The organism is Brevundimonas aurantiaca (genome assembly GCF_014199955.1).
Taxonomy (GTDB): domain Bacteria; phylum Pseudomonadota; class Alphaproteobacteria; order Caulobacterales; family Caulobacteraceae; genus Brevundimonas; species Brevundimonas aurantiaca.
The window spans coordinates 444,521-470,964 of the sequence record NZ_JACHOQ010000003.1 but is presented as its reverse complement, the minus strand read 5'-3'; the positions used below and the strand labels follow the sequence as shown (position 1 = coordinate 470,964).

Genomic DNA, 26,444 nt, shown 5'->3' with positions numbered 1-26,444 from the left:
GAACAGGAGGCTTCTCATGCGCGCCCGCCTGCCTGCCGGGCTCGACATCCTGCGCGATCGGATCCGCGCCCTTGAACAGGGCGGCCGGAACACCACCGGGGTGTTGCCCTTCGGCGTGAAAGATCTCGATCGCCATCTCCCCAGCGGCGGTCTTTCACTGGGCGCCGTTCATGAGATCGCAGGCGGCGGCGAGGAGGCCGTGGACGGCGCCGCAGCCGCCCTGTTCGCCGCAGGCATCGCCGCCCGGCGGCCCGGCCAGGTGTTGTGGTGCGTAACCCGCCCCGACCTCTTCGCACCGGCCCTGCGTCAGGCCGGTCTGGGGCCGGACCGGGTGATCTATGTCGAGGCCGGGGACGAGCCTTCCCTTCTCGCCTGTTTCGAGGAAGGCCTTCGTCATCCCGGTCTGGCCGCCGTCGTGGCCGAGACCGCCCGCCTCAGTCTCGTCGCGTCCCGACGGCTGCAACTGGCCGCCGAAGACTCGGGCGGCCTGGGTCTGGCGGTGCGCCGATGGCGACGGGCTTCGGAAGCCGCCGACTTCGGTCAGCACACCGCCTCCGCCACGCGCTGGCGCATCAGCCCGGCCCCCTCCTCGCCCTTGCCCGTGCCCGGCGTGGGGCGGGCGCGCTGGTTCGTCGAACTCATCCGTTGTCGCGGCGCCGAGGCCGCGGATTTCACCTTGGAAGCCTGTGATGAGACGGGTCGTCTCGCTCTACCTGCCGAACTGGTCCGTCGATCGTCTGCGACGCGGACTGGCGGACGTCGCGCCGCCGCCTGAGCTTCCCCTGATCCTCGCGGGTCGGTCCGGGCGCCGTCGGATCGTGCTCGCCGCCAACACGGCGGCGCTGGCCCAGGGCGCACGCGTCGGCATGGCGGCGACCCAGGCTCAGGCCCTCATCCCCGGCCTCGACGTTCGGGTGGCGGATCCGGCGGGCGACGAGGCCGCGCTCGGTCGTCTCGCCGTCTGGGCCATGCGCCGGTACGCCCCCGTCTGCCAGCCCGATCCGCCGGATGGCCTCGCCATCGACGCCACCGGGGCCGCCCACCTTCAGGGCGGGGAGGCCGCCATGCTGGCGGACATGATCCTACGCCTGAAGGAGGAAGGCATTGAAGCCGACGCCGCGATCGGTCCGACCTATGGCTCCGCCCATGCCGTGGTCCGCTTCCGACGCGCGCACCGTATGATCGCGCCCGACGCCGTCGACGCCGCCATCGCAGGATTGCCGCTGGCGGCGCTGCGGCTTCCGGAGGCGTTGATCGCGCATCTGCACCGGATGGGCTTCGACCGGATCGCCGACGTCGCACATCGGCCTCGCGCGCCTCTCACGCTCCGGTTCGGTCATGACCTCGGCCGTCGCATCGACCAGGCCTACGGGCGTGTGGACGAGCCGCTCGTCCCGGTCGAGGCGCCGGAGATCCCGACGGTGTCGCGGGTGTTCGGGGAGCCGATCGGCGCGCCGGAGACCCTCGAGCGCCATGTCACGGCGCTCGCCTCGGAACTGTGCGCGGCGTTGGAGATCCTGAGCCTGGGAGCCAGACGGCTGGACTGGTTGTGCGTCCGTGTCGACAACCGGGTCGAGGCGCAGAGGGTGGGCCTGGCCCGACCGACCCGGGATGCGGCCCGGCTGTCGCGCCTGCTGACCGACCGGATCGAAAAGATCGATCCGGGGTTCGGCATCGAGCGCATGACCCTGTCCGCAGTCCAGGCCGAACCCCTCGATTGGCGGTGGGGCAAGAGCGCCTTGGGCGAGACCGAGGGGCCAGACCTGTCGGATCTCGTCGATATGCTGTCCAACCGCATCGGCGCCCAGCGCCTGTATCGACTGGTCCCGGTCGAGAGCGACGTGCCCGAGCGCTCCGTCGGCAAGGCGCCGCCCCTTTCTGTCGCTCCGGTTCTGGACTGGACGCCGGATTGGCCGCGTCCCGCACGCCTGTTGAAGCGGCCCGAGCCCGTCGAGACCATGGCCCTGCTGCCCGACAATCCCCCGACCCACTTCACATGGCGAGGCGTACGGCGTCGGGTAGTCCGCGCGGACGGCCCTGAAAGGATATTCGGAGAATGGCGACGGCGGGACGCCGAGGTCTGGGCCGTTCGTGACTACTTCCAGGTTGAGGATGAGGTGGGGCGGCGGTTCTGGTTGTTCCGGGCTGGCGACGGCGAAGATGGTCGGACGGGGTCGCAAGCCTGGTTTATCCATGGACTGTTCGGGTGATCGATTGTCGCGTCAATCCGGGGTCACCTCGTTGGGCGCGTCGGGAGCGGCCTCGTCGGCCAACCAGTGCGAGGGGATGAGGAAATCGGCCTCGCCGCGCCAGTTGGCCACCTCTTTGACGCCCTCGATGTCGCCCCATGCATGATGGTCCGCATGATCCAGCACGATGATCTGCAGGCGGGAGTTGAACGACCCGTGCGCGCGAGCGAGGCTCGCGAAAATCTTGCGCGTACTCTCCAGATCGCCGAGCCGACCTTTGCGCCCACGAGCGGCGCCAATCGACTCTCCAGGCTCGTCAAGATCGGCTTCGCCGGTGACGATCTGTTCGAAGGTGTCGCTCGGGAAATAGACCTGGCTCGGCTGATCTATGACGAGGAAGGTCGGCACCGGATTGTTCTGGAGACGATTGAGGAAGACCCCGTGAAGCGCGAGCAGGGCGGCGAGATGGTAGGCCATCCAGTTCTCGCCGCTGCCGATTTCCCAGAGAAAATCCGCGCCCTTGGCGCCCTCGCGTTCGAACCGGAGATTCAGCTCGCGCTCATCGAGCATGGGCCGGCCTTCGGCGCCTTCGATCCCGAGATGCTCGATGAAGCGGACGATGTAGCTTGAGATACGGGCATGGACGTCCGAAGCGCGGCGGCGGCGTTCTTCGTCGTTGCCTTGCCGCTCGATATCCCGGATGTCGCCGCGAAGTTTGGCGACCTGGGCCTCCAGACCCTCGTCACCCTGGATATCCCCGAGCATGCGCAAGGCCTGTTCGGTCGATCCGATAAATCTGAAGATGTTCTCCAGGCTCTGCGACTGGCCGCGTTCCTTATCGACCTGCGCCTCGAACTCGCGTCGGGTGCGTTGCAGGGCCTGAAGATCGTTTTCCGCCTGAAGCAGGGAGCCCTGAACAGCGATAAGGTCACGATCAACCATAGGCCGAGCGGTCGTCGCGCCAGTCGAGAGGCTCTGCAGCTCAGCGATCGGGTCGTTCAGTTCCTCCAGGGCGTCTTTCGCCGCTTCGGTGTCCGATCCACACAGAACGCAGGACTCTCCCGCGACATGAGCCTTGAACCAGCCGACACCTTTCACGCTCGCCGACTGCTCAGCCAGCACATCGGCATAGTCGACCACCGCTCGGGAAAGGCTGCGCAGCTTGCGTAGGCGACGCCGTTCGGCGCCGATCTTCTGGTCGAGCGCCTGCTCCTGACGACGAATGTCGTCCAGCCGGGTCACCGCAGCCGTGACCCGGCCAGGAGCGGCGACAGATTGACCGCCGGCGGCGACCACCTCGGCGAGCACCGAGAGCAGCCCGCGCAGGTCTCCGGGCGGCTCTCCGGGCGGCACGAGACTGAGCTCCTGGGCGCGGAAGAAGGCGCCGCGTGCGTTTGCGCTCCAGTTGTCGATGGCGTTGCGCCGGGTCCGCAGCTCTGTCTCGACCTTGCGTAATTCGTCACGCAGCAGCCGAAGGCGATGGAGTCTCACCAAGTCTTCGTTGGTCACGATCCCCAAAGCGAGAGGCAGCACGTGGCGCAAGGTCTCGCGATGCTCCGAAGAGTCCGCCTTGAAGAAGAGCGTGTAGGGATTGGCCACGACATGTTGTGGCAGAAGGTTGAAGGCCGCCAGATCGCGGAAACTCGCCCGCCCGCCGAAGCCTTTGTCCTTCTCCGGATCGAGCGCCAGATTGGACAGGCCGGAATAGATGTCGAGCAGCGCTTTAAGACGCGCGACGTTGGAGTTCGCCGCCGGGCGCATGGGCAGGGGCTGCTCCACCTCAGGCCCCTGTTGCAGCCATATCTCCTCGGACACCTGACGCGCCGCCGGCTTAGGGCGGGCGATCCTCATAAGGCCGGCGTCGGTTTCGATGGTTAGTCCGAACCAAGAAACCGCGTTGCGGATCACACCGACAGCGATCGAGCAGGAGCCCGACCCGAGCACATAGTCGATGATGTTGACGATCGAGGATTTGCCAGTGCCGCTCCATCCGGTCACCACCGACACCGCGCCCGGGTCGAAGGTCAGCGTCCGGGGTTCGAAGCGAACGTCTTCCGGCCAGATGATGATTTCGCGGATGAAGAGCTTCATGGGTCAGAACTCGATGTTCAGCTGTCGCTGGGCGGCTTCAAAGCCGTCCATGGCGAACCAGGTCCCGAGCCGCTTGGCGGCGCTCAGGACGTGAGAGACCGGGGGGTCGAGATCCCGGATAGCTTGCGGAAGATCGGCGCCGCTCATCGCCCTGAAGCGAGGAAAGCCTTCTCCGCCTTCGCGGATCAGAAGGCCCGAGGCGACACCCACCTGCAGCGCCTTGAGCGCGGTGTCGGCATGCGCCTCCACACGGCGTTGCAGGCCGGCGAGCAAGTCGGGCCGCTCCACGACGGCTTTGAGGAACCCGCTGTCGAAATTCATGCCGTGGACCTTGTCCACCGTCGCGCGGTGAAGAAGCAGGGCGGCGCTGACCACAAAGATGGGCAGGATCGGCGGCGCGCCATGGGCTTTGCCGGCGTGGCGCTGGGCGACATGCCAGAAGGCGCTGGCCATCAGAGCCGGGTTTCTGGCCAGCAGTTCCTCGTGATCAATCTTCACCGGAGGGCTCCGGGGAATAGTTAGGGTCCCACCAGACCTGATTCTCGTCTGCCAGGCGGTGGTAGTGGCCGGACGTCATGTAGAGCTCGCCGCAGGGCTGACCATCCAGCGGTTCCTGGTGATCATAAGTGGCGTCGGCGAGCACGGCTTGTCCGATCTCCGTCGGCGGCTTGGGCTTCATCTCCCGGGTTCGGCGCCGCATCAAATTCTGCCATCGGGTGCGCAGGCGGTCACCCCGATCGCGCCATTCCCCGTCGGCGACCTCGCCCTCGATGACGAGCCGGTGCTTTTCGGCATTGAACTTCAGGAAATGATCGACGGCGTCGACAACATCCTCATCCTGGGCTTCGATCCGGCCGAGGTGCTCGACAAACGTCCGCGACAAGGCGCCGGCACGATCGGCGTCGGACACCCGTACATCCGAGGCCGCCCTCGGAAGAAGGCGGCTCCGCGCCTGGCGAGCCTGGAGGGCATCCTTCTGGAGTAGAATCGCGGCACGCGACACCATTCCGGGACGCCCGGCATTCCATTCCTCACGCACCAGCCGCGTCAGCCATCCGAGCAGGCCGTCCAGAATGTCCTCCGCATTCGCCCTGGGGCTCAAACCGAGGCCGTTCGCCATGGCGGCGCGATCCTCTGCCGGGTCGCCGGCCTCGACGATCTCGATGCGTCCGATCAGGTCGAGCAGTTCGTCGTCGGAGCGTTGTAGCACCCGGTCGATCAAGGCCTGCGCCTGTGTGACCTTGGTCGTTTTCTTGGACGGCGCCGTGCCTTCGGCTCGCAGGGCGACCAACACCTGCGCCGCGCTCGCCTCGCCAAGCTTGCGCTTCTTCAAGAGGGTGGAAATGGCCGTCTCCACAGGCCGATTGACGAAGAAGAGATATCGCTCGCAGGCGATCGCCTCAGGCGTCTCCTGCTGGAGCAACCAGATTTCCAGCGTGCGCCAGATCGCCTTGCTGCGGTCAGAGAGCAATCGGGCGCTGGGCGTCGCCGTGCTCTTGTCCTGTTCCTGAACGACGGCCTTACCATCCTTGAGGACGACCACGTCGTCCAGATGTTCCACGGCGATCACGGCCCCCACACCGGCATGGGCCAGATGGTGAAGCGCCCTTTCGAGTTGAAGGATGTAGCCGGCCGCCTGCGGCGCCGCCGTGTTGTTTATCGCCGCCAACCCCGACCCTAACTTCAACGGCGTTCCGCTTCGCCGGACAGCGGTTAGTTGTACGGATTCCTGCAAGAACGCCAATAGCTGGCTGGAACGAAGACTTTTTAATCCCGGCAGCCTCGACAGTTGGGATAGCGTCGGTCTGCGTTGCACGTCTAGATTATCGATCGGGCCGGAAGGGAGCGAGGGACGTGGAGCATTACACCAGCCGGGTGCGCGACAGCATCCTGCCCCTGTCCATCGCCAAAACCCTGCCTGCGGCGTTCCGCGAATGGCGGTTCACCGAGCGGACCGAGGACCACGGCGCGCCGGTCGAGACCTGTCGCCTCTGCGGTCAGGAAGGGCTCCGCTACCACTTCGAGATCGGCAACGAGCGGACCGACGAGACCCTTTGGGTCGGGTCACACTGCATTCTGAAGTTCGACGTCGCCATCGTCCAGGAAGGACGCCGACTGACGCCACAGGAGGCCAAGCGGCGACTGACCGAACTGACCAATGAGATGCAGCTCAAGGCCTGCATCGCCGCGCTGGAGAAGCTGGCTGCTGCGGAGAACAACGCGATCCTTGAAGGCGCGTTGGAATACTACAAGCGGCACGGGACATTGACGCCGAAATACGCAAACGTGGTCTTCTGGCGTCTGAAGACCAATGGGATCGACCACCAGCCCAGCTTCTTCAAGGTCGAGCTCAAACGTCAGCAGCACATCGACGATTTACAGTCGATGCCCACTGGACGCGTGCACAGGTTCTGGGCAGCGCTTAGTCCTGCCCAGCGAAAGAAGGCCATCGCCCTCGGTCACACGCCACCGCCCCCTGAATAAGAAAGTGATCTCGCTTTCCTGGCGTCGAAGAATGTGAACATAACGGGAACAAACCTCCCGTTGGGCCCATGTCGTACGTCGAACTCCAATGCGCGTCCCACTTCTCGTTCCTGAGAGGGGCGAGTTCTTGCGAGGAGCTGTTTGCCCAGGCGGCCGCCTGTGGGCTCGACGCGCTGGCGGTGACGGACCGGAACAGTCTGGCGGGCATCGTCCGGGCGCACGAGGCAGCGCGGGCGACCGGGGTTCGGCTGATCGTGGGCTGCCGTCTCGTGCTGGAGGATGGGGCGGAGATTCTCGTCTATCCCCGGGACCGGGCGGGCTACGCCCGGCTCTGTCGCCTGCTGACGGTGGGCAAGCGGCGGGCGGGCAAGGGCGGATGCCGGCTCGGGTGGGACGACCTGGAGACTTGGGGCGAAGGATGGATCGCCGTGCTGGTCCCCGACGGCCTGACGGCGGCGCGTCGGAACCTGGTGCATCTGGTCGAAGTCTTCGGCGACGACGCCCATCTGGCCCTGACCCTGCATCGGCGGCCGCGCGACCAGATGAGACTGCATCAGCTCTGCGAAGCCGCGAGGGCCGCGGCGGTGCGGACGGTGGTGACCAACGACGTTCTGTTCCACCATCCCGACCGCAGGATCCTGCAGGATGTCGTCACCTGTATCCGGGAAGGCTGCACCATCGACGACGTGGGCTTTCGCCGGAGCCGGACGGCCGACCGGCACCTGAAGCCGGTGGGCGAGATGCACCGACTGTTCGCGCGCTATCCGGAGGCCCTAGCGCGCACGGTCGAGATCGCCGATCTCTGCCGCTTCAGCCTGGACGAGCTGGCCTACCAGTATCCGCGCGAGGCGGCGGCGGGACAGACCCCGCAGGAGGCGCTGGAGGCCCTGACCTGGGCGGGGGCGGCGGACCGGTATCCGGAAGGCTTGCCTGACAAGGTGCGGGCGGCGCTGAAACACGAGCTCGGACTGATCGAGACCCTGGGCTATGCGCCCTACTTCCTGACCGTTCACTCCATCGTCCGCTTCGCCCGCAGCCGGGACATCCTGTGTCAGGGGCGAGGGTCGGCCGCCAACTCGGCGGTCTGCTTCGTGCTGGGCGTCACCTCCATCGATCCGGGGCGCAACGACCTCCTGTTCGAACGCTTCGTCAGTCAGGAGCGCAAGGAGCCGCCGGACATCGACGTCGACTTCGAGCACGAGCGCCGCGAGGAGGTGATCCAGTGGATCTATGACACCTATGGGCGGGACCGGTCCGCCCTGTGCGCCACCGTCATCCGCTACCGCTCGCGCGGCGCCCTGCGCGATGTCGGCAAGGCGCTGGGCCTGACCGAAGACCTGATCAAGACCCTCTCGTCCCAGGTCTGGAGCTATTCGTCGGAGGGGGTCGAGGATCGGCACGCCGAGGAGCTGAACCTCAATCTGGAGGACCGGCGTCTGAGGTTGGCGCTGGACCTGTCACGACAGCTGATCGGGTTTCCGCGCCACCTGTCCCAGCATCCCGGCGGGTTCGTCCTGACCGACGACCGGCTGGACGATCTCGTGCCCATCGAGCCGGCGGCGATGAAGGATCGTCAGGTGATCGAATGGGACAAGGACGACATCGACGCCTTGAAGTTCATGAAGGTCGATGTCCTGGCGCTGGGCATGCTCAGCTGCATGCGGCGCGGTCTCGACCTGTTGCGCGATCACAAGGGCATGGATCTGGACCTGGCCTCCATCCCGGCCGAGGATCCCAAGACCTACGCCATGATCCGCAAGGCCGACACGCTCGGGGTCTTCCAGATCGAAAGCCGCGCGCAGATGGCCATGCTGCCGCGCATCAAGCCGCGCACCTTCTATGACCTGGTGATCGAGGTCGCCATCGTGCGACCGGGCCCCATTCAGGGCGACATGGTCCATCCTTACCTGCGGCGCCGCGAGGGGAAGGAGCCGGTCGTCTTTCCCAAGCCGGAACTGGAGGAGGTTCTGGGCAAGACGCTCGGCGTGCCCCTGTTCCAGGAGCAGGCGATGCGGGTGGCGATCGAATGCGCCGGATTCACCGCGTCGGAAGCCGATCAGCTGCGCCGCGCCATGGCGACCTTCAAATTCACCGGCGGGGTCAGCCACTTCAAGGACAAGCTGGTCGGAGGGATGGTCGAGCGGGGCTATACGGCCGAGTTCGCGGAGAAGACCTTCAGCCAGCTGGAAGGCTTCGGATCCTACGGCTTCCCGGAAAGCCATGCGGCGTCGTTCGCCCTGATCGCCTACGCCTCCTCCTGGCTCAAGTGCTGGCATCCCGATGTCTTCTGCGCCGCCCTGCTCAACGCCCAGCCGATGGGGTTCTACGCGCCGGCCCAGATCGTGCGGGACGCCCGCGAGCACGGGGTCGAGGTGCGGCCGGTCTGCGTCAATGCCAGTCGCTGGGACTGCACCCTGGAGCCCACGGAGCGGGAGGACCGGTTCGCGGTGCGGCTGGGACTGCGCATGGTGCGGGGCCTGGCCAACGGGGACGCGGCCCGGCTGGTGACGAACCGCGGGGATCGGCCCTTCGCCGGCATCGACGATCTGTGGCGACGGGCCATGACGCCCGTCGGGGCCCTGACGCGACTGGCCGAGGCCGACGCCTTTCTGGAGGGGCTCCGCCTGTCCCGCCGCGACGCCCTGTGGTCGATCAAGGCGCTCCGCGACGATCCCCTGCCGCTGTTCGCGGCGGCCTCGGCGGAGGCCGGCGAACTCGTGCCGGAGGTGGATGAGCCTGATGCTGCCCTGCCGGCCATGCCCGCCGGTCAGGAGGTGGTGGAGGACTACACCCATGTGGGCGTGACGCTGCGGGACCACCCGCTGGCCTTCCTGCGCGACGAACTCCAGGTCCGGCATGTGATGACCTGCGCCGACGGGACGGCCATGCGCGACCGCCGCCTGACCCGGGTCGCCGGCCTCGTTCTGGTCCGTCAGAAGCCGGGATCGGCCAAGGGGGTGATGTTCATCACCATCGAGGACGAGACCGGTGTGGCCAATCTAGTGATCTGGCCGAGCCTCTACGAGCAGCAGCGGCGGGTGGTGCTGGGCGCCAGCCTGCTGGTGGTCGACGGCAGGGTGCAGCGCGAAGGCGAGGTGGTGCACATCGTCGCCGAGCGGCTGCACGACGGCTCGGACCTCTTGGCGTCGCTGGGCCGGAGGGGCGAGTTCCGGTTGCCGCATGGGCGGGGCGACGAGGTCTATCGGGGCAGTAAGCCGGACGCCCGGACACCCAAGGCCCGGGACATCTACATTCCGGACCTGTCGCTCGAGGGCATTCGAGTCAGGACGCGGGACTTTCGGTAGGCATGAGATCGCACCACTTTCCCAGCCGCCTACGGCATCCTAAAGCTCCGCATTAAGGACGAGACCAACCCCGGGGCTATTTGATGGACAAGATGGAGTGGGCAGTCGAGAGCCTGGAGTATCTTCGTAAAGCCCGCATCGCGATCGACGATGAGTTTCGCGGCGCCATGCAAGATGCGAAGGGCTACCCAGGGTCCTGGAAGGATCCATGGCATGGCACATCGCGCGATATCATTTCCAATCTCTACCACTACTCCGAGGAGTTTGTGGCGGACGTCCGGATCCCAAATGAGATGTTCGCCTCACCTGAGCGATTTGAGCAGGGGCTCGTAGCGTACCGGGCTTTCGTGCAGGCAATGGTCGACGACCTCGACGAGGAGCAGGCCGCCTACGAACTCAAGCACAAGATCGTCGGCGCACCACACATCGTCGACGTCGCCCGCCGGCAGGTTTTCCACGTTCTCGGAGCCATTGATTACACCTTGGCACGCAAACCCTCGCCACCCGCTGCCACAGTCAGTTCCGAAACCGCGGATCTGGACCTGATCGTCACACTTGCCCGCCGTTTCCACGAGAGTGTCCTTGCTTTGAAGACCCACCCGCACGGTGGAGCGGTTTATGCCATCAAGGACGAGTGGGACTGCCAATACCTGTTCCGCTCGATCCTCGCCGCCTACTTCCCGGATGTGCGTGAAGAGGAATGGAGCCCATCCGTCGCCGGCAGCGCGTCGAGGTGCGAGTTCTTTCTCAAACCGCTGCGGGCGATGGTGGAACTCAAATACGTCCGCAAGTCCGACACGACCAAGATCAAGAAAGAACTCGCCAACGACTTTGTCGATTACGGCGGTAACAGCGAAGTCGACCGGCTCATCTGCCTCGTTTACGATCCCGACAACCACCTGAAAAACCCTGCAGGCTTCCAGTCCGATCTGTCTAAACCACGGACCGGCCTGATTGACGTGAAGGTCATCGTCTCTCCACCGCGATGAGGGGTGATGCCGCAGGCGTCAGTGCATTTCGGACCGATGCATGGGCGGTGGCGGCTCGGTCATATCCAGGCTGTCGATCATGATGTCGATTTCCGCCTGCACAACATCGAGGTCACGCCCTTCGAACATCTGTTCGGCGGCCTCACGCCAAGCCGCTCGGAGCAACTCTCGGGCATCGTCGGGTAACATATCCTCGAGATAGTGGAGGCCGCGCTCCGCGAGCAGGCGCTGGGCGACCACGCCGGCGCGCGTCGCAATATCTCCTGCGGGGGCCGCGTCGCCGGCCGCACCTCGCTTCAGTGACTTTGTGCGCCTTGGCATGACGAAGGATGTCCCGGCTAGGCGTGTCCGCGCACAGCCGCGTCGGCCAGCACGCGCGCGCGGAAAGACTCGAGATCGAATCCGACTGTGTGATCATCGATCGCCAGAAGCGGCTCAACTGCCGCGGCAGCCACTACGTCGGCATGTATGTAGTCAGCGCCTTCGGCGTCCCCCGGAAGCGTCCAGGCTCGCAGACCACGATCATCATGCAACCGCGCGAGCGCCTCCAGCCGAAGCTGAATGGCAAAGGCATTAAGCGCTGCCTCATCCGCTTCGTCACGCTCCTCGAGTAGTCTGAACAGGCGGAAGGCGCGACCTTCGAACGAACCACGTTGATCCGCAGGCAGTTCGCCGATGGCTTCCAACGACGCCGCAAAAAGCTCGGGCGATACCTCGGCGCTCATGGCTCGATCCGTGAAGCTAGACATGCAGTTCCCCTGAACGGCTGTGGTTCACCAGTATGGGCGTAAAAGCCCGCTCGACTATGTCCGCACTCGAGGGCAACGCCAAGGCCACCTTCATTCACCACCGCTTGATGTCTTGCTTCTCCGCGGGATCCAAGAAAAACCGAAGTTCATAAGCGACCCATCTCACAAGGCTGTGATCGATTTCCTTACTCAGAACCAGATCGGAACAGGCCGAAACAGATCGAACAGGTCACCTATTCATTCCGTCCATCAGTTCTCTACGTCCGCCGGTTGCGGTTTATTTCCGTCGATGCTTGCTTGGTTGCAGTTCTGGTTCAGACGGAAAGGAGCGCCACATGGCCGGTCTACATCTTCACGGAACTGAGGAAATGCTGCTGACCCGCAAGGAAGCGTCCACCGAGCTTCTACGTATGGGCATCCGCCGGTCACCGTCGACACTGGCGAAGGTGTTCTGCACCCGGTCTGACGGACCGCCCTGCACCCACCTCGGGCGGACCCCCTACTACCCCAAGAGCCTGCTGCACGAGTGGGCGCGCAGCCAGCTCTCGGGCCTCCGGTCTTCGTCGAGCCAGCCTCGCCAGGCCGGACATTGGGGCGAGGCCGCTCACGAGGGCGCCTAGCTCCCCAGTCCATCGCGACAACTTCGGCCGCCCGGCGACCCGCCGGGCGGCCGTCTTTCAATGGGCCGTCTGTCCGTCTTCAACCGACCAGCCCGCGAGAGAGGCGGCGACGCTCTCGCTGATCCTGTCGGCGGCGGCACGGACCGGGTCGTCCGCCAGGTGGGCGTATCGACTTGTGGTGCTGACGTGACTGTGGCCGAGCAGCTTGCCGATGAGCTGAAGCCCTTCGCCGCCGGCCAGCCCGGCGCTCGCGAAGCTGTGCCGAAGGTCATGGATCCGCAGGTCTTCCATCCCGGCGCGTTTGCGGATGCCGACCCAGGCCCAGTCGAGATTGGCGATCGGACGCTTGGGATCCTTCCGATCCGGGAACACGTAGATGCTCCCGTTCGAGAGCAGGCCCTCGATCAGCTTCAGCGCCGCGCTCCCGAGACGGATCACCTTCGCCCCGGTCTTGGAATCCTCCAGCCGGAGCATCCCCATGGTGCGGTCGATCTCCGACCACTTGAGCCTGGCGATCTCGTTCTTGCGGGCGCCGGTCAGCGCCAGCAGGCGGATGATGTTGATGTGGCGCGGATCGCCCCCATGCTTCTCGAGCTCCGCCAGGACATCGCCGAGCCGGGCCAGTTCGGCCGGGGAAAGGAAGCGGTCCCGACGGTTGTCCTTGTAGCGTTTCACCCCTCGCGTGGGGTTGGTCTTCACGAACTCCCGCTCAACGGCGAACGTGAAGATACCGCCCAGCAGTCCGACCGTGCGCGAGGCCGCATGAATACCGCCGCGAGTGTGCGGCGTCGCCTCTCCACGAATGCGTCCCGACCCGACATCGACCATCAGCCGCTCGATGTCCGCTCGGCCGATATCGGTGACCTTCATCTTGCCCAGGCGGGGTTTGATGTGGCGGGCGATGCGGATGCGATCGATCCGAAGGGTCGTCGCTTTCTTCATCGTCACGCCCTCCTTCATGTAGAGGTCGCAGAGCTCCGACATGGTCAGTTCTTCGCGTCGTTCGACTTTGGTCCCCTGAGGGTCACCACCTGACGCGACTTCGGCCAGTACAGCGGCCGCTCGTTCGCGGGCTTCCTCGGCGGTCACGACGCCATGGCGAGCGATGTGAAGGAGGCGGTCAGCGCCGCCGATCGTCCTGTATCGAACGACGTAGGTTTTGGTATCGCTGACGGCGACGCGCACCCCGAAACCCTTGAGCTGCGTGTCCCAGAGGGTGAAGCGCACCCCTTCAGACGTCAGGGCGTCGACCAGGCGTTTGGTGATCTTTCCGGACCTCGGGTTCTGAACCATTCGATCTCTCCTCGGGCCCACGAGGGGTCCCGTTTCTGGTCCCGGTTTTGGTCACCACATGGTCACCAGCCGGGAGGATTTCGGAGGATAATCGAGAAATCAGCGGTAAAAGAACGAACCCTGAACCTGCCCACCACAAGGGTGTTTGAGCCATTTCGAGCAACTGAAAAGAACCCTAAGGTTCGAGCTCTATGTCCCAGTACAGGTAATCGAGCCAGCTCTGGTGCAGATAATGGGGCGGGAAACGCCGTCCCGCCTCCTGAAGCTGCCAGGCGTTGGGGCGATAAGGTTCGCGCCGGATCGGCATCAGGGCCTGGCGCGGCGTCCGCCCACCCTTGGTCAGATTGCAGGGACCGCAGGCGGCGACGATGTTCTCCCAGGTCGTGCGACCGCCCTGGGACCGAGGGATCACATGGTCGAACGTCAGTTCGGTGGAGGCGCCGCAATACTGACAGGCGAAGCCGTCGCGCAGGAAGACGTTGAACCGGGTGAAGGCCGGGCTGCGATCCTGATCCACATAGGTCTTGAGCGCGATGACGCTGGGCAGTTGCATCTCCATCGACGGAGAGCGCACCACCTTCTCGTACAGGGACACCACGTCCACCCGGTCCTGATAGACCGCCTTGACCGCCTCCTCCCACGGCCACAGCGACAGCGGATAGTAGGACAGGGGCCGAAAATCCGCATTCAGCACCAGGGCCGGAAAGCCCGACGGCGGTCGATGGAGAACCTGCATCAGGCCCTCCCGCTCACAGCGGAGGATATGGAGGCGACAGGATTGAAGACGGATCTCCTTCCCTAGTCAGAGGTCGATAGCCTAACGCCGATTCGAAGACGTCGCCATGACGAACCGACGACGAAACCGGGTCAATTTCGCGCCGGGAACCCCGGCAGGGTCCATCCCCAGCGCAGGGCGCCCGCGCGCAGCATGAAGCCGGCGACCGCTGCGACGATGGCGGCGGGCCAGATCGGCGTCTCGGGCATCCTCAGGACGATATAGAGGGTCGCGGCCAGGATGGCGGCGGTGACGTTGATCTCGCGCCGCAGCAGGATCGACGGCTGGCCGGCCAGGGTGTCACGCACCACCCCGCCGAAACAGGCGGTCAAGGTGCCCATGACGATGCAGATCAGGGGGTGGGCGCCGGCCGCCTCGGCCTTGGCCGCCCCCATGACCCCATAGGCGCCCAGGCCAACGGCGTCGAGCCACAGAAGGGCGCGGAACCGCCAGTCCCTCTGGCCGATCAGCCACAGCGCCACCGCCGCCGACAGGCAGACGGCCATATAGCGCCAGTCCTGCACCCAGAAGACCGGAAGCTCCAGGAGCAGGTCGCGCAGGGTGCCGCCTCCGACCCCGGTGATGGCGGCGAAGAAGGCGAAGGTGACGACGTCGTGCTTTTCCCGCGCCGCCGCCAGGGCGCCCGTGGCGGCGAAGACCGCCACCCCAGCGAAGTCCAGGGCCGCCAGCACGGTCTGGGGGTTGCGCAGCGGCTCGGTCAGGGCGGGGTCCAGCGGGGTCATGGCGTGTGATCCTCCAGCGCGATCTCGCCGCGCCGCACCCCGCCATACCATCCCCAAAGCAGATGCGCCGCCACCCCGCGATGCGGCCGCCAGCGCTCGGCCCGGGCATAGGCCTGTTTCTCGTTCGGCCGGACCTCGGCCCGGTCGGCCCAGCGCATGGCCTCCTGCAAGGCCACGTCCCCGCCGGGAAAGACGTTCAGCCGCCCCTCGCAGAACATCAGATAGGTTTCGGCCGTCCATTTGCCGACGCCCCGGATGGCCGTCAGGGCGGCGATCGCCGCCTCGTCCGACAGGGTCTGCATATGATCCAGGTCGATCCGCCCCTCCACCTGAGCCAGGGCGATCTCGCGTCCGTAGCGGGCCTTCTGCCCCGACAGGCCGAAGGCGCGCAGCGCCTCGACGTCGTGGGCCAGCACCGCCTCCGGCGTCACGGCCCCGCCCAGCCCCTCGACCGTGCGCCCCCAGATGGAGGCGGCGGCGGCGACCGAGACCTGCTGTTCCACGATCATGCGGAACAGACCCTCATAGCCGCCAGGCCGCAGCCGCCATTCGAAGGCGGGCGTCTGGGCATGGGCCCGCGCCAGGGCGGGATCGGCCTGGGCCAGAGCGTCTCGAGCGGCGGCGATATCCTGGACTGTCGGGGCGACGGGCATTGCCCACGCTTAGAGCATGATCGTTTCAGGCGGAACCGCGAGGCGGTTCCGGCAGAAGCGTGAATCATGCTCTCGCTCTAATCCGGAGCCTGATTCACCGTTTCAGCGGAACCGCGAAGCGGTTCCTCCTCAACGGATCAGGCTCTGGGACCGATGTGGGCTCTCGAAAAGGGCGGGGCGCCGTTCGGGTCCGGAAACCGCTAGGATCAGGGAGATGTTCGCCACCCGTTTCGCCCCCTCCCCCACCGGCCGCCTGCACAAGGGCCACGCCTTCTCCGCCCTGACCGCCTGGACGGCGGCTCGGAGGGCCGGGGGGCGGTTCGTCCTGCGCATCGAGGACATCGACCCGACCCGCTGCCGCCCGGAGTTCGAGGTCGGGATTCTGGAGGACCTGGCCTGGCTGGGGTTGGACTGGGAGACGCCGGTGCGGCGCCAGTCGGCGCATCTGGACGATTACGCCGCCGTTCTGGACCATCTGCGGCGTCAGGGGCTTCTGTACCGCTGTTTCCGAACGCGCAAGGATATCCTGGACGGCCTGGGGGATGCGCCCCACGGGGCGATGGAGGCGGTGCGCCCCGGCCCCCATGCGGCGGAGGAGGAGGCGAGGTTTATGGACGAGGGCCGGCCCTTCGCCTGGCGGCTGTCGCTGGACCGGGCGCGCCAGGCCCTGGGGGAGGCGATCTGGACGAGCCTGACCTTCGTCGAGGAAGGGACGGGACCGGGCGGCGAGACCGGCGTGATCCCGGTGCGGCCCGAGGCGGGGGGCGATGTGGTGCTGGCCCGCAAGGACGCGGGCGTCGCCTATCATCTGGCGGTCGCCCATGACGACGCCCTACAAGGGATCGACCATGTGATCCGGGGCCAGGACCTGTTCGAGGCCACCCATGTGCAGCGGTTGATCCAGACCCTGATGGGCTGGCCCGCCCCCGTCTATCGCCACCACCCCCTGCTGACAGGGCCGGACGGGCGGCGGTACGCCAAGCGGGACCGGTCCGTGACCCTGGCGGAACTGCGCGCCGGCGGCCTGACGGCCGAGACCCTGCGGGCCGAACTGGGCTTCAGTTCCGGCGACTGAAGACGCGCGAGGCGCCGTAGCCCGTCAGGGCCGCCAGCAGGACGCAGACCAGGCCGTAAAGCCAAGGCCGACGATGGGCGAACTCATAGATGTCTCGCTCCAGACCCACCTTCTCCACCGTCAGGGTCAGGTTCGAAACCGACTGGGGCTCCCCGTCCTGGAACAGCCAGACCTCGGCGTAATATTTGCCGGTCGGGGCGACGGTGGGCAGTTTCACCTCGGCCCGGAACAGGCCACGGTCCACGAACTCGACCCCCTTGGGATCGGTGTCGTAAAGGGCCGCCGCCTCCTTCAGCCGGATCACCGCGCGCCGCCAGTCCAGATAGTCGTCGCCCAGACGGCTGACCACCACGTCGCGCACGCCGTAGCGGGTGACGGTGCGGCTCTCCTCCGGCGCGTCGATCCTCAGGTGATCGACCCCCACCCCCAGCCGCCGCAGCTGGCCGAACTCAGCGATTTCGGACAGGGGCCGGGTCGAGGCGGTCATGTAGAAGCCGGGCGCCCCCTCGAACAGTACCGGGCGGCTGTTCAGCCAGACGCCCATGTTGCGCGTCTTCTTGACCAGACGCACGGGCGCGTCCGGTCCGCGCACCACCACCACCACATCGGCGGGTTCCGGCGTCGGATTGAAGACGGCGCCGAACAGCACGATCGAGGCGCCGCGGAAGCTGGAATCGACCCGCACCCGCGCGTCGGTCAGGGCGGCTGCGACGCGCAGCTCCCCGGTCGTAGCCTCGGACCGGTCGGGCGCCGGAAGCGTGAGAGGAGCCTCGATCGCGGGCGGAGGGGGTGGAAGCGCCTGCATCAGTCGGCGACCCCAGGCGCGATCAGGAAGATGTCGCTGGGCCGGACGAACAGCTCCAGCCCCATCTGGATCCCCACCAGAAGAACGATCAGCCCCAGGGCCGCCCGCAGTTCTTCCGCCCGGAACCGACCGGCGAACCGGGCGCCGATCTGGGCCCCGACGACCCCGCCCAGAAGCAGGATGGTGGACAGGACGATGTCGACCGTCTGGTTGCGCCCGGCCTGAAGAATGGTGGTGATGGCGGTGGTTATGATGATCTGGAACAGGCTGGTGCCGACCACGGCGCCGGCCCGCATCCGCAGGACGTAGAGCATGGCGGGCACCAGGATGAAGCCGCCCCCCACCCCCATAATGGCCGACAGCACCCCTGCGAAAACGCCCAGGCCGAACGGCGGGAGGGCGCTGATGTAGAGGCCCGACTTGGGGAATTTCATCTTCAGCGGCAGGCCGTACAGCCACAGGGGCCGGCGGCGCTCCTTGCGGGGCGCAGGCAGACCCCGGCGGCGGCGCAGGATTTCGGTCAGGCTCTCGTTCAGCATCAGCCCGCCGATGACGCCCAGGAAGACCAGATAGGACAGGGCCACCACCAGGTCCGCCTGACCCAGCAGCCGCAGATAGCGAAACAGCTCGACCCCGGCCAAGGCGCCGACGGCGCCGCCGCCCGCCATCACCAACCCCATGCGGAAATCGACCGCCCCCTGGCCGGCGTAGCGGATCACGCCCGAGGTCGAGGAGGCCACGACGTGGCTGGCCTGGCTGGCGACCGCCACGGTCGGGGGAATGCCGAGGAAGACCAGGATCGGGGCCATCAGGAAGCCGCCGCCGATGCCGAACAGGCCCGAGACGAAGCCGACCACCGCCCCCAGGATCACCAGGGTCGGCCAGTTCACCGAAACCTCGGCGATCGGCAGATAGATATCCAAAGGACGCGCCTTCGGCTGGAGCGAAACGGAAAGCGCCGAACGGCGACAGCTGGTCTTTAGCGACGGGGACGGCGCGCCGCCACCCTGGTCTGGGGCTTTGATCCGAAACCCGGCCTCAGCCCGTCGCCTTGGCGGACTGCTGCGACACAAAGGCCTCGGCGGCGGTGCGGGCGGCGCGCTGGGCCGTGGCGCTGGCGGTCGGGCGCAGACGGTTCACCGCCGCCTGAGCCTCGCTGTCGCCGCCGCGCGCGGCGATCATGTACCACTTCAGCGCCTCGGTCAGATTCTTGGCCACCCCGTCGGCGCCCGTCTCATAGATGCGCGCGACATTATACTGGCTGTCCGGCAGGCCGTGTTCGGCCGCCTTGACCAGCCAGACCAGGCCTTCCGCCTGATTGGCGGCTCCGCCGTCGCCTTCATACAGCTGCATGCCGTAAAGGTGCATGCCGCGCGGGTCGCCGTTCTCGGCCGCGCGACGGCCCCAACGGCGGCTCTCGACCGGATCGGCCGCGACTCCGTCCGCCCCGGCCAGATAGAGCTGTCCCAGATAGGTCTGGGCCGGGGCGTAGCCGAGGTTGGCCGCCTTCTTCAAGGCTTCGACGCCTTCCGGATCGCCGCTCTCGATCTGTTCCACGGCGCGGTCATAGGCCTCCGCCCCCGCCTCGGCGGTCGGGACGGCGTCGGCGGGCGTCACCGCCATGGCGAGAGGCGGGGCCGCCGGCTCGGCCGCCGCCAGCGCCGCGTCGCGTCCCGACAGGCCGGGCAGGTTGATGTCAGGCAGGCCCGAACCGTCGGCCAGGCTGAGCGAAGCATAGGCGCCGCCCGTCAGGGCCACCGCCGTCACCGAGGCCAGAAAGGCCTTTTTGACGGTCGAACCGTCGCGGGCGGCCTGTTTGTCCAGACGTTCCTGCAGCTTGGACTTGCCGCCGCGTTTCGGCGCCAGGCCGAAACCCTGGCGCGGCGCCTCGACCGGGGTCGGGACGGTCATGGCGGCGCGGGCGGCGTTGATGGTCGAGCGGGTCGAGGAGGCCCGGCCCGCCGCCGCGGCGGCGCCCATGGAGGCGCGCAGACGCCGGGGATCGACGAACTCCGTCTCGCCGCCGAAATCATCCTCGCGCGCAGAGACGTCCAGGGCGGAGGTTTCCGCCGGCGCCGGGGCGGCGAAGCCCGGGGCCGTGGCGTCCAGCGCATCCTCGACGTCGGCCCCGCCGAAGCCGCCGAACGGCTGAATGACCGGGCTCGCCTCGGCTGCGGGCGCGGGATCAGGCGTCGGCGCGGGCGGGGGCGGGGGCGGGGCGCGCTCCGGCTCGGGTTCGGGCGTCGCAGGTTCGGCGCTGAAGGACGTCGCCGAGACGGCGGCGGCGAAGGACGACGGGAAGGGCGCCGTCTTGGGCGTCATCGACGCATCGCTGGACCAGGCGTCTGCGTCGTCGAAGGAATCGTCCGGGAAGACGGCCGCGCGCCAGTCCGGTTCGACCGGGGTCGAGACGGCCGACCGGGCCGTCCGCGCCGCGACGACGCGAGGCTTGGGCTCGGCCTCGGGAATGTCCCAGCCCCCTTCGGCTACGACATCGGCGGCCGGCGCGCTTCGGTCTTCGAAGGCGGCGCGGTCCGCCGCGCCGGCTTGGCGGGCGCTGATGCTCTCGCGGGCTTCGGCCAACAGCCGGGCCGTGCGCTCCTCGCTCAGCCGCATCCGCTCGGCCAGTTCGCCCGAGGCGCGGTCGTAACGCTGCTCGATCTTCTCGGCGCTTTCCGACAGACGCCGCGCGATGTCGTCCAGCGCCTGCTGCGAGCGGCGCTCGGACTGGACGATCCGGTCGCTGAGCTGATCGGAGATGCGGGTGATCTCGCCGCCCAGCTTCTCCAGCGCCAGGGCGTGACGGTCCTCTGTCGCGGTCAGCCTCTGTTCGACCCGATCGACGTGGCGGGCGAAGGTCTGATCGACCTGGGCCGAATGGCGCGCCAGGTCCTCGTCCACCTTGCGGCTGACGGCGCGGGTCACGGCCTCGGCCTGATCGGCGCCCGCCCGTTCGGCGGCCTGCATCCGCGCATTCAGGTTCTGGGCGATCTTCAGGACCTCGCGGCCCATGGCCTCCAGCCCCTGGGCGCCCTTGCGCTCGGACGCCTGGACCTGGTCGTTGACGGCCTGAACCGCCCGTTCAATCCGGTCGATCCGGGCGCCCGTCTCGGCGGCGTCGAGCCGCTGCATCATCTCGGCGCGGTTGCTGTCGATCTGACGCGACAGGGTCTCGGCCAGTTTTTCGAACCGGGCGGCGTCGCGGGCCCCTTCCGGCTCGACCCGGCCCTCGGCGGCGCGCAGCCTCTGATCCAGATCGGCGAAGGACCGTTCCAGCGCCTTCAGGGCCTCGGTGGTGCGGCTTTGCGCCTGGTCCAGACGCGCCCCGACCTGGGCCAGAAGATCCGAGCCAGCGCCGGGTCCGGCGGCCTTTTCGACCGCCTCCATCCGCTGGCGCAGATCCGCCACGCCGGCGCGTTGACGCTCTTCGATGTCGTACAGCCGCCCCGCCAGGGCGCCGATGGACTGTTCGACCTTGCCGAAGCCTTCCTGAACCTGAGGACCGGTGTCCCGTTCGAAGGCGCGCAGACGGCGGTGCCCCTCGCGCAGCTCCTCGGCGATGTCGTCAATGCGCCGGGCCTGCCCTTTGGTCTGGGCGTCATGACCGTCCAGGCGGCGCACCAGGCCGGCGACGGCCTGATCGACCCCTTGGATGGCGACGGTCGAACGGCGCTCGGCCGCCTCCAGCCGGGCGGCCAGGGCGTCGATCGAGGCGCTGACCCTCTGCCATTTCTCGTCCGACGGCTCATAGGCGTCGTCCAGACGGCGGGCGCGATGGCGGCGGTCATAGGTGTCGGCGACAGGACCGCGGCGCGGAAGCGTGGCGTAGCCCTCTTCCTCGTCGTCCATGATCATGGAGTTCAGCCACTCGCCCAGGGTCATGCCTGAACGGCGCGCAAGATCCTTGGCGACCTCGCGGGCTTTCGGGTCGATGCCCTTAACACTCCAAGGCGCGGCTGCGCTCACTGATTCGGCTCCCGACCCATGCGGCAAGGCTATAACGCCAATATCGAGGGTGTAAACGTGTGGTTAACCGCAAGATGTTGCGGCCTCTCTCCAGCCTGTGGAAATCTCGCCGCGCCCCGCGTTTCTGGGCCGATCAGGGTTAACGCCGCCTTAAGATTAAGACTTCGGCAAGACTTCCCTTGCGCAACCGACCGGGCTTGGGCAGGTGCAGCCGATGGACCTGAACGCCACACTGATCCTGCTGGTCGCCGCCCTGGCGGTCATGGTCTTCGCCGGCTGGCGGGGCGCCCAGCCGCCCAATCCGTTCAAGGGGCCGCGAATGACGCCCTGGCGGTTCATCATGCTGGGCGCCGCGGCCCTGGCCCTGCTCTTGCTGATTCATCTGGCGACCCTGTTCGGCGCCGAACGCGCGCCCTGGATTCCCTGAGCCGTCCCCCGTTAGGAACCCGATCCGAGCCCGACCATTGTCTCCGCGACCCCAAAAGGAGACGCACGACATGGCCGACACCCTGACCCCTGCCCAGGCCGAGAAGGAATTCTGGGACAGTCTGAAGGACTCCAACACCGGCATGCTGGGCCTGGACCAGGCCGGCTACCACCATCAGCCGATGACCGGCTTCGGCGAGCCCGAGACCGGGACCATCTGGTTCTTCAGTCGCGACGACACCGACTTCGCCCGCGACGTGGCCGTGGGCGGTCAGGACGGCATGTTCTGCTACCAGGCCAAGGACCAGAAGGTTCAGGCCTGCATCCACGGCGCCCTGTCGATCGACCAGGACCGCGCGCGCATCGACAAATACTGGAATCCAGTCGTGGCCGCCTGGTACCCGGACGGCAAGGGCGATCCGCACCTGACCCTGATCCGCTTCGACGCCGAGGACGGTCGGGTCTGGGTGTCGGACAAGGGCGGCGTGGGCTTCGGCTACCAGATCCTGAAGGCCAATCTGACCAAGACCCAGCCGGACGTCGGCGGCGTGTCGGACGTCAATCTGAGCTAGAGCATGAGGCGGCGCCGAGATTTTCGTCTCGGCGCCGTTTCCATCAGCCTGCGAAACACCAGGCCAGAACCGCCTTCTGGGCGTGGATGCGGTTCTCCGCCTCGTCCCAGACCAGAGAGCGGGGACCGTCGATGACGGCGTCAGTCACTTCTTCGCCCCGGTGAGCGGGCAGGCAGTGCAAGAAGACCGCATTCGGATCAGCCAGCTCCATCAGGGCCTCGTCCACCGTATAGGGCTCGAAGGCCGCCAGGCGCGCCTCATAGTCCTGATCGCCCATAGAGACCCAGGTGTCGGTGACCACGACGTCGGCGCCCTTGACCGCCTCGCGCGGATCGCTGGTCAGGGTCACGGCGGCCCCGCCCTTTTCGAGATCGCGCAGGTCGGGATGGTATTCGGCCGGGCAGGCGACGTTCAGGTGGAAGCCGAACTTGGGCGCCGCATGCATGAAGCTGTGGCAGACATTGTTGCCGTCGCCGACCCAGGCGACGGTCTTGCCCGCGATTGGGCCGCAATGTTCCTCGATCGTCTGCAGATCGGCCAGGATCTGGCACGGATGCGACCGATCGGTCAGGCCGTTGATCACCGGCACGGTCGAAACCCGGGCGAAGCGTTCGACGTCCTCATGCCGATTGGCGCGGATCATCACCGCATCGACCATGCGCGACAGGACGCGGGCCGTGTCCTCGACGGGTTCCCCCCGGCCCAGCTGCATGTCCGAGGCGGTGGCGATGATGGAGGCGCCGCCCAGCTGGCGGATGGCCGCGTCGAAGCTGAACCGGGTGCGGGTCGAGTTCTTCTCGAAGATCATCGCCAGGACGCGGTCCTTGCCTGGCGCGTCGGCGTCGGCGCGCCCCTGGGGCCAGCCCTTGCGGGCGGCTTTCCGCGCGTGGGCGTCGTCGAGAATGGCGCGCAGGTCGGCGGCGTCCAGCTGATGGATGTCGAGGAAATGGCGGGTCATGGGTGATCCGGTCGAGGCGAAAAAAGTTTCATCACAAAGAGCACAACGGCGTCACGACGAACACGACGGAAGGCGGCCGGTGAGATCATAAAACCAGACGGCGAAAGCCGTCCTTTAGTCTGGGCGTATTGAAGTTGATCAGATAGCCCAATCTGATCTGACTAAACCTCAGATAGGTGAGTATCTGAGCAGTATGGATCGACGCCAGGGCGTCGATCGCTTTCACCTCGACGATCACCTGACTCTCCACCAGTAGATCGAGGCGGAAACCGACATCCAATCGGTCTTCGCGGTAGTGGACGGGGATGGCGATCTGCCGTTCAACGGCAAGACCCGCACGCATCAGATCGCTGGCGAGGCAATGCTCGTAAACCGACTCCAGCAAGCCCGGCCTAAGTTCCCGATGCACGGCGAAGGCCGCGTCCATAACGGCGCGACCGACCTCGTTCACTTTCGGGGAAACAGGCTCCCTCCCGTCGTGGCCGTGGTGCATTCGCCGTGCCCGTTGTGATGAAACCGATCAGGCGGCCCACCTCTCGCGGGCGGCCTCGCAGGCGGCTTCGAACCGGGTGATCAGTTCGCGGGCCTCGTCGAGCGTCAGGTTCAGCGGCGGCAGCAGGCGCACGCAGTTGTCGCCGCCCCCGGCGATCAGCAGCTGTTGCGTGTCGCGCGCCAAGGCCATGAACTCGCGATTGTTCGGGACCAGCTTGACCCCGATCAGCAGCCCCTTGCCGCGGACGTCGACGATGACGTCCGGGAAGCGGGACTGAAGCCCGGCCAGCTGCTGCTTCAGATAGCCGGCGATCTCATTGACGTTGTTCAGGATCTCGGGCGTGTTGATCAGGGACAGGGCCTTGCCGCCCACGGCCATGGCGAGCGGATTGCCGCCGAAGGTCGAGCCGTGCACCCCGACCGTCATGCCCGAGGCGGCCTCGGCCGTGGCCAGGCAGGCGCCGATGGGGAAGCCGCCGCCCAGGGCCTTGGCCACCGCCATGATGTCGGGCGACATGCCGGCCCATTCGTGGGCCCACAGCTTGCCGGTCCGGCCCATGCCGCACTGGACCTCGTCGAAGATGATCAGGACGCCGTGCTGGTCGCACAGCTCACGCAGTCCGCGCAGGCACTGTTCCGGCATGGCGCGGCAGCCGCCCTCGCCCTGGACCGGCTCGACGATGACGGCCGCCGTGGTCGGATTGGCGACGGCCGCCTTGATGGCTTCGTGGTCGCCCCACTTCAGCTGGTGAAAGCCCTGCATGGCGGGGCCGAAGCCCTCGGTATAGCTGGGGTTGGCGGCGGCGTTGATGGCGCCGTAGGTGCGGCCGTGGAAGGAGCCGTCGAAGCCGTAGATGTCGATCCGCTCGGGATGGCCCTTGGCCGAGTGATATTTGCGCGCCGTCTTCAGGGCGCATTCGACGGCTTCCGTGCCCGAGTTGGTGAAGAAGACCACGTCGGCGAAGCTCGATTCGCACAGGGCGTCGGCCAGGGCCTCCTGGCCCGGGATGCGGAAGATGTTGGACACGTGCCACAGCTTCTCGGCCTGATCCTTGACCGCCTGGACCAGTTCGGGGTGGGCGTGGCCCAGGCCGTTGGTCGAGATGCCGGCGACGCAGTCGAGATATTCGGTCCCGTCGGTCGACCACAGGCGAGCGCCTCGGCCGCGTTCCACTTCCAGCGGCGCGCGATTGTAGACACCCATCAGATGGTTCGTGGACACGGGACTAAGACCTCCAAAAGCGATACGGCCCCGACGCGAGGCGCGACGGAGCCGGTTTCATAGGGACAGGCGTTGTCGGACGGGCGACAGTGTTAGTCAACACCGGCGCCATGGGCTTTCGTCAGGGCGCCGTCCGGTCCAGCCGCAGGGTCAGGTCGGCGATGAAGCGGCCGAAGCGGGCCACGTCCTCGCCGTTCAGATAGGACAGCTTGTCCTCGGTCGAGTGGATGCGCTGGAAGACCGGCGGGACGAAGCCCTCCTTCAGGCCATTGTCCTCTCCGCCGTTGAAGGCCAGCCACATCTGGTGGGCGCCGATCGCGTCCTGGGTTCCCAGCGAGACGACCGGCACGCCGGCCGCCGAGAAGACCCGGTCGTCGCTGGGCGGATAGACGGGGAAGGCGATGCAGTTCACGGCCTGCTCCGCGCACTGGCTACGCAAGGCGGTGAGCACAAAGCCGGACTGGGCGCCGTTGTTCTCGCCGTACATGACGGTGCGGCCGTATGCGGCGACGTCGGCGTTGATCACGGCGTGAATGCGGCTCTTGTCGTGGCTCTCCAGCCAGGCCTTGGCGCCGATCAGGCCCAGCTCCTCCTGGTCGGTCAGGACGAAGATCAGCCGGTGGCCGGTCGTCTGACCCTTCAGCGTCTTCATCGCTTCGATCATGGCCAGGACCGAACCGGCGTTGTCGACGATCCCTTGCGACATCGACCCGTCGCGCAGCTTCACCGCGTCATAGTGGGCGGTCAGGACGATGTCCTTGGGCCCGTCGCCCAGGGTGACGACGACGTTGGACCCGGCCATCGGGCCGGTGCGGGGATTGCCGCCCTCGAAGGTCTGGAGCTGGTGCGGCAGGCCGGCGGCGGTCAGCTGATCGACGATGACAGCCATGCGCTCGGCGTTCGTCGGCTTGACGAAGGCGGCGGCGGCCGTCTGGATCGCGGCGCCGGACTCCTGGGCGGCGGCCGGAAGGGCGACAAGAAGCGCCGCAGCGGCGACGAGCGAACGGAACAGCATGGCGGACCTCCCCAGGGTGATC

At 67.0% G+C, this 26,444-nt stretch carries 24 protein-coding genes; 8 read left to right on the top strand and 16 right to left on the bottom strand.

Going from position 1 to position 26,444, the window contains the following annotated elements; all coding sequences use genetic code 11:
* Nucleotides 1-16 precede the first annotated feature (16 nt).
* Both GGQ93_RS09720 and GGQ93_RS09715 read left to right on the top strand, forming a co-directional pair.
* Nucleotides 17-775, top strand: coding sequence for an ImuA family protein (locus GGQ93_RS09720; protein WP_035307855.1), 759 nt, complete (start codon nucleotides 17-19; stop codon nucleotides 773-775).
* Entirely contained in the window at nucleotides 690-2,210 is a 1,521-nt protein-coding gene (locus GGQ93_RS09715) for a Y-family DNA polymerase (protein WP_054764214.1), read from the top strand. Before GGQ93_RS09720 ends, GGQ93_RS09715 begins: the two co-directional genes overlap by 86 nt.
* A gap of 12 nt (nucleotides 2,211-2,222) precedes the next feature.
* Here the strand turns inward: GGQ93_RS09715 and GGQ93_RS09710 are convergent, their stop codons facing one another.
* From GGQ93_RS09710 to GGQ93_RS09700, 3 genes are read right to left on the bottom strand one after another with little or no spacing between them, the layout of a single operon-like run.
* The gene (locus GGQ93_RS09710) at nucleotides 2,223-4,280 is read right to left on the bottom strand and encodes a DUF3732 domain-containing protein (protein WP_035307860.1); all 2,058 of its coding nucleotides are present in this window, start codon (nucleotides 4,278-4,280) and stop codon (nucleotides 2,223-2,225) included.
* A 3-nt stretch (nucleotides 4,281-4,283) separates the two neighbouring features.
* The gene (locus tag GGQ93_RS09705) at nucleotides 4,284-4,778 is read right to left on the bottom strand and encodes a three component ABC system middle component (protein ID WP_035307862.1); all 495 of its coding nucleotides are present in this window, start codon (nucleotides 4,776-4,778) and stop codon (nucleotides 4,284-4,286) included.
* The gene (locus tag GGQ93_RS09700) at nucleotides 4,768-5,949 is read right to left on the bottom strand and encodes an ABC-three component system protein (protein WP_035307863.1); all 1,182 of its coding nucleotides are present in this window, start codon (nucleotides 5,947-5,949) and stop codon (nucleotides 4,768-4,770) included. The genes GGQ93_RS09705 and GGQ93_RS09700 overlap by 11 nt, the downstream gene beginning before the upstream one ends.
* Nucleotides 5,950-6,134: 185 nt before the next feature.
* Between GGQ93_RS09700 and GGQ93_RS09695 the strand changes: the two genes are divergently transcribed.
* From GGQ93_RS09695 to GGQ93_RS09685, 3 genes are all read left to right on the top strand, one after another.
* Entirely contained in the window at nucleotides 6,135-6,764 is a 630-nt protein-coding gene (locus tag GGQ93_RS09695) for a hypothetical protein (RefSeq protein WP_035307865.1), read from the top strand.
* Nucleotides 6,765-6,832: 68 nt separating this feature from the next.
* Nucleotides 6,833-10,069: an error-prone DNA polymerase gene (locus GGQ93_RS09690; protein ID WP_054764215.1), complete on the top strand. Its 3,237-nt coding sequence runs from the start codon at nucleotides 6,833-6,835 to the stop codon at nucleotides 10,067-10,069.
* Nucleotides 10,070-10,152: 83 nt separating this feature from the next.
* Entirely contained in the window at nucleotides 10,153-11,058 is a 906-nt protein-coding gene (locus GGQ93_RS09685) for a PD-(D/E)XK nuclease domain-containing protein (protein WP_052005029.1), read from the top strand.
* Nucleotides 11,059-11,076: 18 nt separating this feature from the next.
* On the opposite strand, the gene GGQ93_RS09680 is transcribed toward GGQ93_RS09685, so the two are convergent.
* The 6 genes from GGQ93_RS09680 to GGQ93_RS09655 form a co-directional block, all read right to left on the bottom strand.
* On the bottom strand, nucleotides 11,077-11,298 hold the full coding sequence (locus tag GGQ93_RS09680) for a hypothetical protein (RefSeq protein ID WP_035308709.1): 222 nt from the start codon (nucleotides 11,296-11,298) through the stop codon (nucleotides 11,077-11,079).
* A 98-nt stretch (nucleotides 11,299-11,396) separates the two neighbouring features.
* Nucleotides 11,397-11,783, bottom strand: a complete 387-nt coding sequence (locus GGQ93_RS09675) for a hypothetical protein (protein WP_054764216.1) — start codon at nucleotides 11,781-11,783, stop codon at nucleotides 11,397-11,399.
* Between the two features lie 701 nt (nucleotides 11,784-12,484).
* Entirely contained in the window at nucleotides 12,485-13,720 is a 1,236-nt protein-coding gene (locus GGQ93_RS09670) for a site-specific integrase (protein ID WP_035308713.1), read from the bottom strand.
* 175 nt (nucleotides 13,721-13,895) lie between these two features.
* Nucleotides 13,896-14,456 (bottom strand): HNH endonuclease, encoded by a 561-nt coding sequence (locus GGQ93_RS09665; protein WP_054764217.1) that lies wholly within the window; start codon nucleotides 14,454-14,456, stop codon nucleotides 13,896-13,898.
* A gap of 131 nt (nucleotides 14,457-14,587) precedes the next feature.
* Nucleotides 14,588-15,238, bottom strand: coding sequence for a trimeric intracellular cation channel family protein (locus tag GGQ93_RS09660; protein ID WP_183216669.1), 651 nt, complete (start codon nucleotides 15,236-15,238; stop codon nucleotides 14,588-14,590).
* A complete protein-coding gene (locus tag GGQ93_RS09655) occupies nucleotides 15,235-15,891 on the bottom strand; it encodes a DNA-3-methyladenine glycosylase family protein (protein ID WP_183216667.1) in 657 nt (218 codons plus the stop codon). The genes GGQ93_RS09660 and GGQ93_RS09655 overlap by 4 nt, the downstream gene beginning before the upstream one ends.
* Nucleotides 15,892-16,105: 214 nt before the next feature.
* On the opposite strand from GGQ93_RS09655, the gene gluQRS reads away from it, so the two are divergent.
* On the top strand, nucleotides 16,106-16,966 hold the full coding sequence (gluQRS, locus tag GGQ93_RS09650; RefSeq protein WP_183216665.1) for a tRNA glutamyl-Q(34) synthetase GluQRS: 861 nt from the start codon (nucleotides 16,106-16,108) through the stop codon (nucleotides 16,964-16,966).
* Here gluQRS and GGQ93_RS09645 read toward each other — a convergent pair.
* The 3 genes from GGQ93_RS09645 to GGQ93_RS09635 form a co-directional block, all read right to left on the bottom strand.
* Nucleotides 16,950-17,771 carry a TIGR02186 family protein gene (locus GGQ93_RS09645; protein ID WP_182714621.1) on the bottom strand — a complete coding sequence of 274 codons (822 nt, stop codon included), beginning with the start codon at nucleotides 17,769-17,771 and terminating at the stop codon, nucleotides 16,950-16,952. The two genes, gluQRS and GGQ93_RS09645, sit on opposite strands and share 17 nt — an antisense overlap.
* Nucleotides 17,771-18,694, bottom strand: coding sequence for a sulfite exporter TauE/SafE family protein (locus tag GGQ93_RS09640; protein WP_054764221.1), 924 nt, complete (start codon nucleotides 18,692-18,694; stop codon nucleotides 17,771-17,773). Before GGQ93_RS09640 ends, GGQ93_RS09645 begins: the two co-directional genes overlap by 1 nt.
* A gap of 115 nt (nucleotides 18,695-18,809) precedes the next feature.
* Nucleotides 18,810-21,737, bottom strand: a complete 2,928-nt coding sequence (locus tag GGQ93_RS09635; RefSeq protein ID WP_311734594.1) for an SEL1-like repeat protein — start codon at nucleotides 21,735-21,737, stop codon at nucleotides 18,810-18,812.
* Nucleotides 21,738-21,951: 214 nt separating this feature from the next.
* Between GGQ93_RS09635 and GGQ93_RS09630 the strand changes: the two genes are divergently transcribed.
* Both GGQ93_RS09630 and GGQ93_RS09625 read left to right on the top strand, forming a co-directional pair.
* Nucleotides 21,952-22,164: a hypothetical protein gene (locus GGQ93_RS09630; RefSeq protein ID WP_152949135.1), complete on the top strand. Its 213-nt coding sequence runs from the start codon at nucleotides 21,952-21,954 to the stop codon at nucleotides 22,162-22,164.
* 70 nt (nucleotides 22,165-22,234) lie between these two features.
* The gene (locus tag GGQ93_RS09625; protein ID WP_183216663.1) at nucleotides 22,235-22,735 is read left to right on the top strand and encodes a pyridoxamine 5'-phosphate oxidase family protein; all 501 of its coding nucleotides are present in this window, start codon (nucleotides 22,235-22,237) and stop codon (nucleotides 22,733-22,735) included.
* A gap of 43 nt (nucleotides 22,736-22,778) precedes the next feature.
* Here GGQ93_RS09625 and argF read toward each other — a convergent pair whose 3' ends face one another.
* The 4 genes from argF to GGQ93_RS09605 form a co-directional block, all read right to left on the bottom strand.
* On the bottom strand, nucleotides 22,779-23,693 hold the full coding sequence (argF, locus tag GGQ93_RS09620) for an ornithine carbamoyltransferase (protein WP_183216661.1): 915 nt from the start codon (nucleotides 23,691-23,693) through the stop codon (nucleotides 22,779-22,781).
* Nucleotides 23,694-23,778: 85 nt separating this feature from the next.
* Complete coding sequence (locus GGQ93_RS09615; protein ID WP_183216659.1) at nucleotides 23,779-24,186, bottom strand: GxxExxY protein; 408 nt, start codon at nucleotides 24,184-24,186, stop codon at nucleotides 23,779-23,781.
* Nucleotides 24,187-24,213: 27 nt separating this feature from the next.
* Nucleotides 24,214-25,431: an aspartate aminotransferase family protein gene (locus GGQ93_RS09610; protein ID WP_263596102.1), complete on the bottom strand. Its 1,218-nt coding sequence runs from the start codon at nucleotides 25,429-25,431 to the stop codon at nucleotides 24,214-24,216.
* A gap of 97 nt (nucleotides 25,432-25,528) precedes the next feature.
* Nucleotides 25,529-26,422: a M28 family metallopeptidase gene (locus GGQ93_RS09605; protein WP_183216657.1), complete on the bottom strand. Its 894-nt coding sequence runs from the start codon at nucleotides 26,420-26,422 to the stop codon at nucleotides 25,529-25,531.
* Nucleotides 26,423-26,444 lie beyond the last annotated feature (22 nt).

What these genes read in the sequence shown, in the direction of transcription:
- GGQ93_RS09720 (WP_035307855.1), top strand. Translation starts at nt 17, where the DNA reads ATGCGCGCCCGCCTGCCTGCCGGGCTCGACATCCTGCGCGATCGGATC.
- GGQ93_RS09715 (WP_054764214.1), top strand. Translation starts at nt 690, where the DNA reads ATGAGACGGGTCGTCTCGCTCTACCTGCCGAACTGGTCCGTCGATCGT.
- GGQ93_RS09710 (WP_035307860.1), bottom strand. Translation starts at nt 4,280, where the DNA reads ATGAAGCTCTTCATCCGCGAAATCATCATCTGGCCGGAAGACGTTCGC.
- GGQ93_RS09690 (WP_054764215.1), top strand. Translation starts at nt 6,833, where the DNA reads ATGTCGTACGTCGAACTCCAATGCGCGTCCCACTTCTCGTTCCTGAGA.
- GGQ93_RS09685 (WP_052005029.1), top strand. Translation starts at nt 10,153, where the DNA reads ATGGACAAGATGGAGTGGGCAGTCGAGAGCCTGGAGTATCTTCGTAAA.
- GGQ93_RS09675 (WP_054764216.1), bottom strand. Translation starts at nt 11,783, where the DNA reads ATGAGCGCCGAGGTATCGCCCGAGCTTTTTGCGGCGTCGTTGGAAGCC.
- GGQ93_RS09670 (WP_035308713.1), bottom strand. Translation starts at nt 13,720, where the DNA reads ATGGTTCAGAACCCGAGGTCCGGAAAGATCACCAAACGCCTGGTCGAC.
- GGQ93_RS09665 (WP_054764217.1), bottom strand. Translation starts at nt 14,456, where the DNA reads ATGCAGGTTCTCCATCGACCGCCGTCGGGCTTTCCGGCCCTGGTGCTG.
- GGQ93_RS09660 (WP_183216669.1), bottom strand. Translation starts at nt 15,238, where the DNA reads ATGACCCCGCTGGACCCCGCCCTGACCGAGCCGCTGCGCAACCCCCAG.
- GGQ93_RS09655 (WP_183216667.1), bottom strand. Translation starts at nt 15,891, where the DNA reads ATGCCCGTCGCCCCGACAGTCCAGGATATCGCCGCCGCTCGAGACGCT.
- gluQRS (WP_183216665.1), top strand. Translation starts at nt 16,106, where the DNA reads ATGTTCGCCACCCGTTTCGCCCCCTCCCCCACCGGCCGCCTGCACAAG.
- GGQ93_RS09645 (WP_182714621.1), bottom strand. Translation starts at nt 17,771, where the DNA reads ATGCAGGCGCTTCCACCCCCTCCGCCCGCGATCGAGGCTCCTCTCACG.
- GGQ93_RS09630 (WP_152949135.1), top strand. Translation starts at nt 21,952, where the DNA reads ATGGACCTGAACGCCACACTGATCCTGCTGGTCGCCGCCCTGGCGGTC.
- GGQ93_RS09625 (WP_183216663.1), top strand. Translation starts at nt 22,235, where the DNA reads ATGGCCGACACCCTGACCCCTGCCCAGGCCGAGAAGGAATTCTGGGAC.
- argF (WP_183216661.1), bottom strand. Translation starts at nt 23,693, where the DNA reads ATGACCCGCCATTTCCTCGACATCCATCAGCTGGACGCCGCCGACCTG.
- GGQ93_RS09615 (WP_183216659.1), bottom strand. Translation starts at nt 24,186, where the DNA reads ATGCACCACGGCCACGACGGGAGGGAGCCTGTTTCCCCGAAAGTGAAC.
- GGQ93_RS09605 (WP_183216657.1), bottom strand. Translation starts at nt 26,422, where the DNA reads ATGCTGTTCCGTTCGCTCGTCGCCGCTGCGGCGCTTCTTGTCGCCCTT.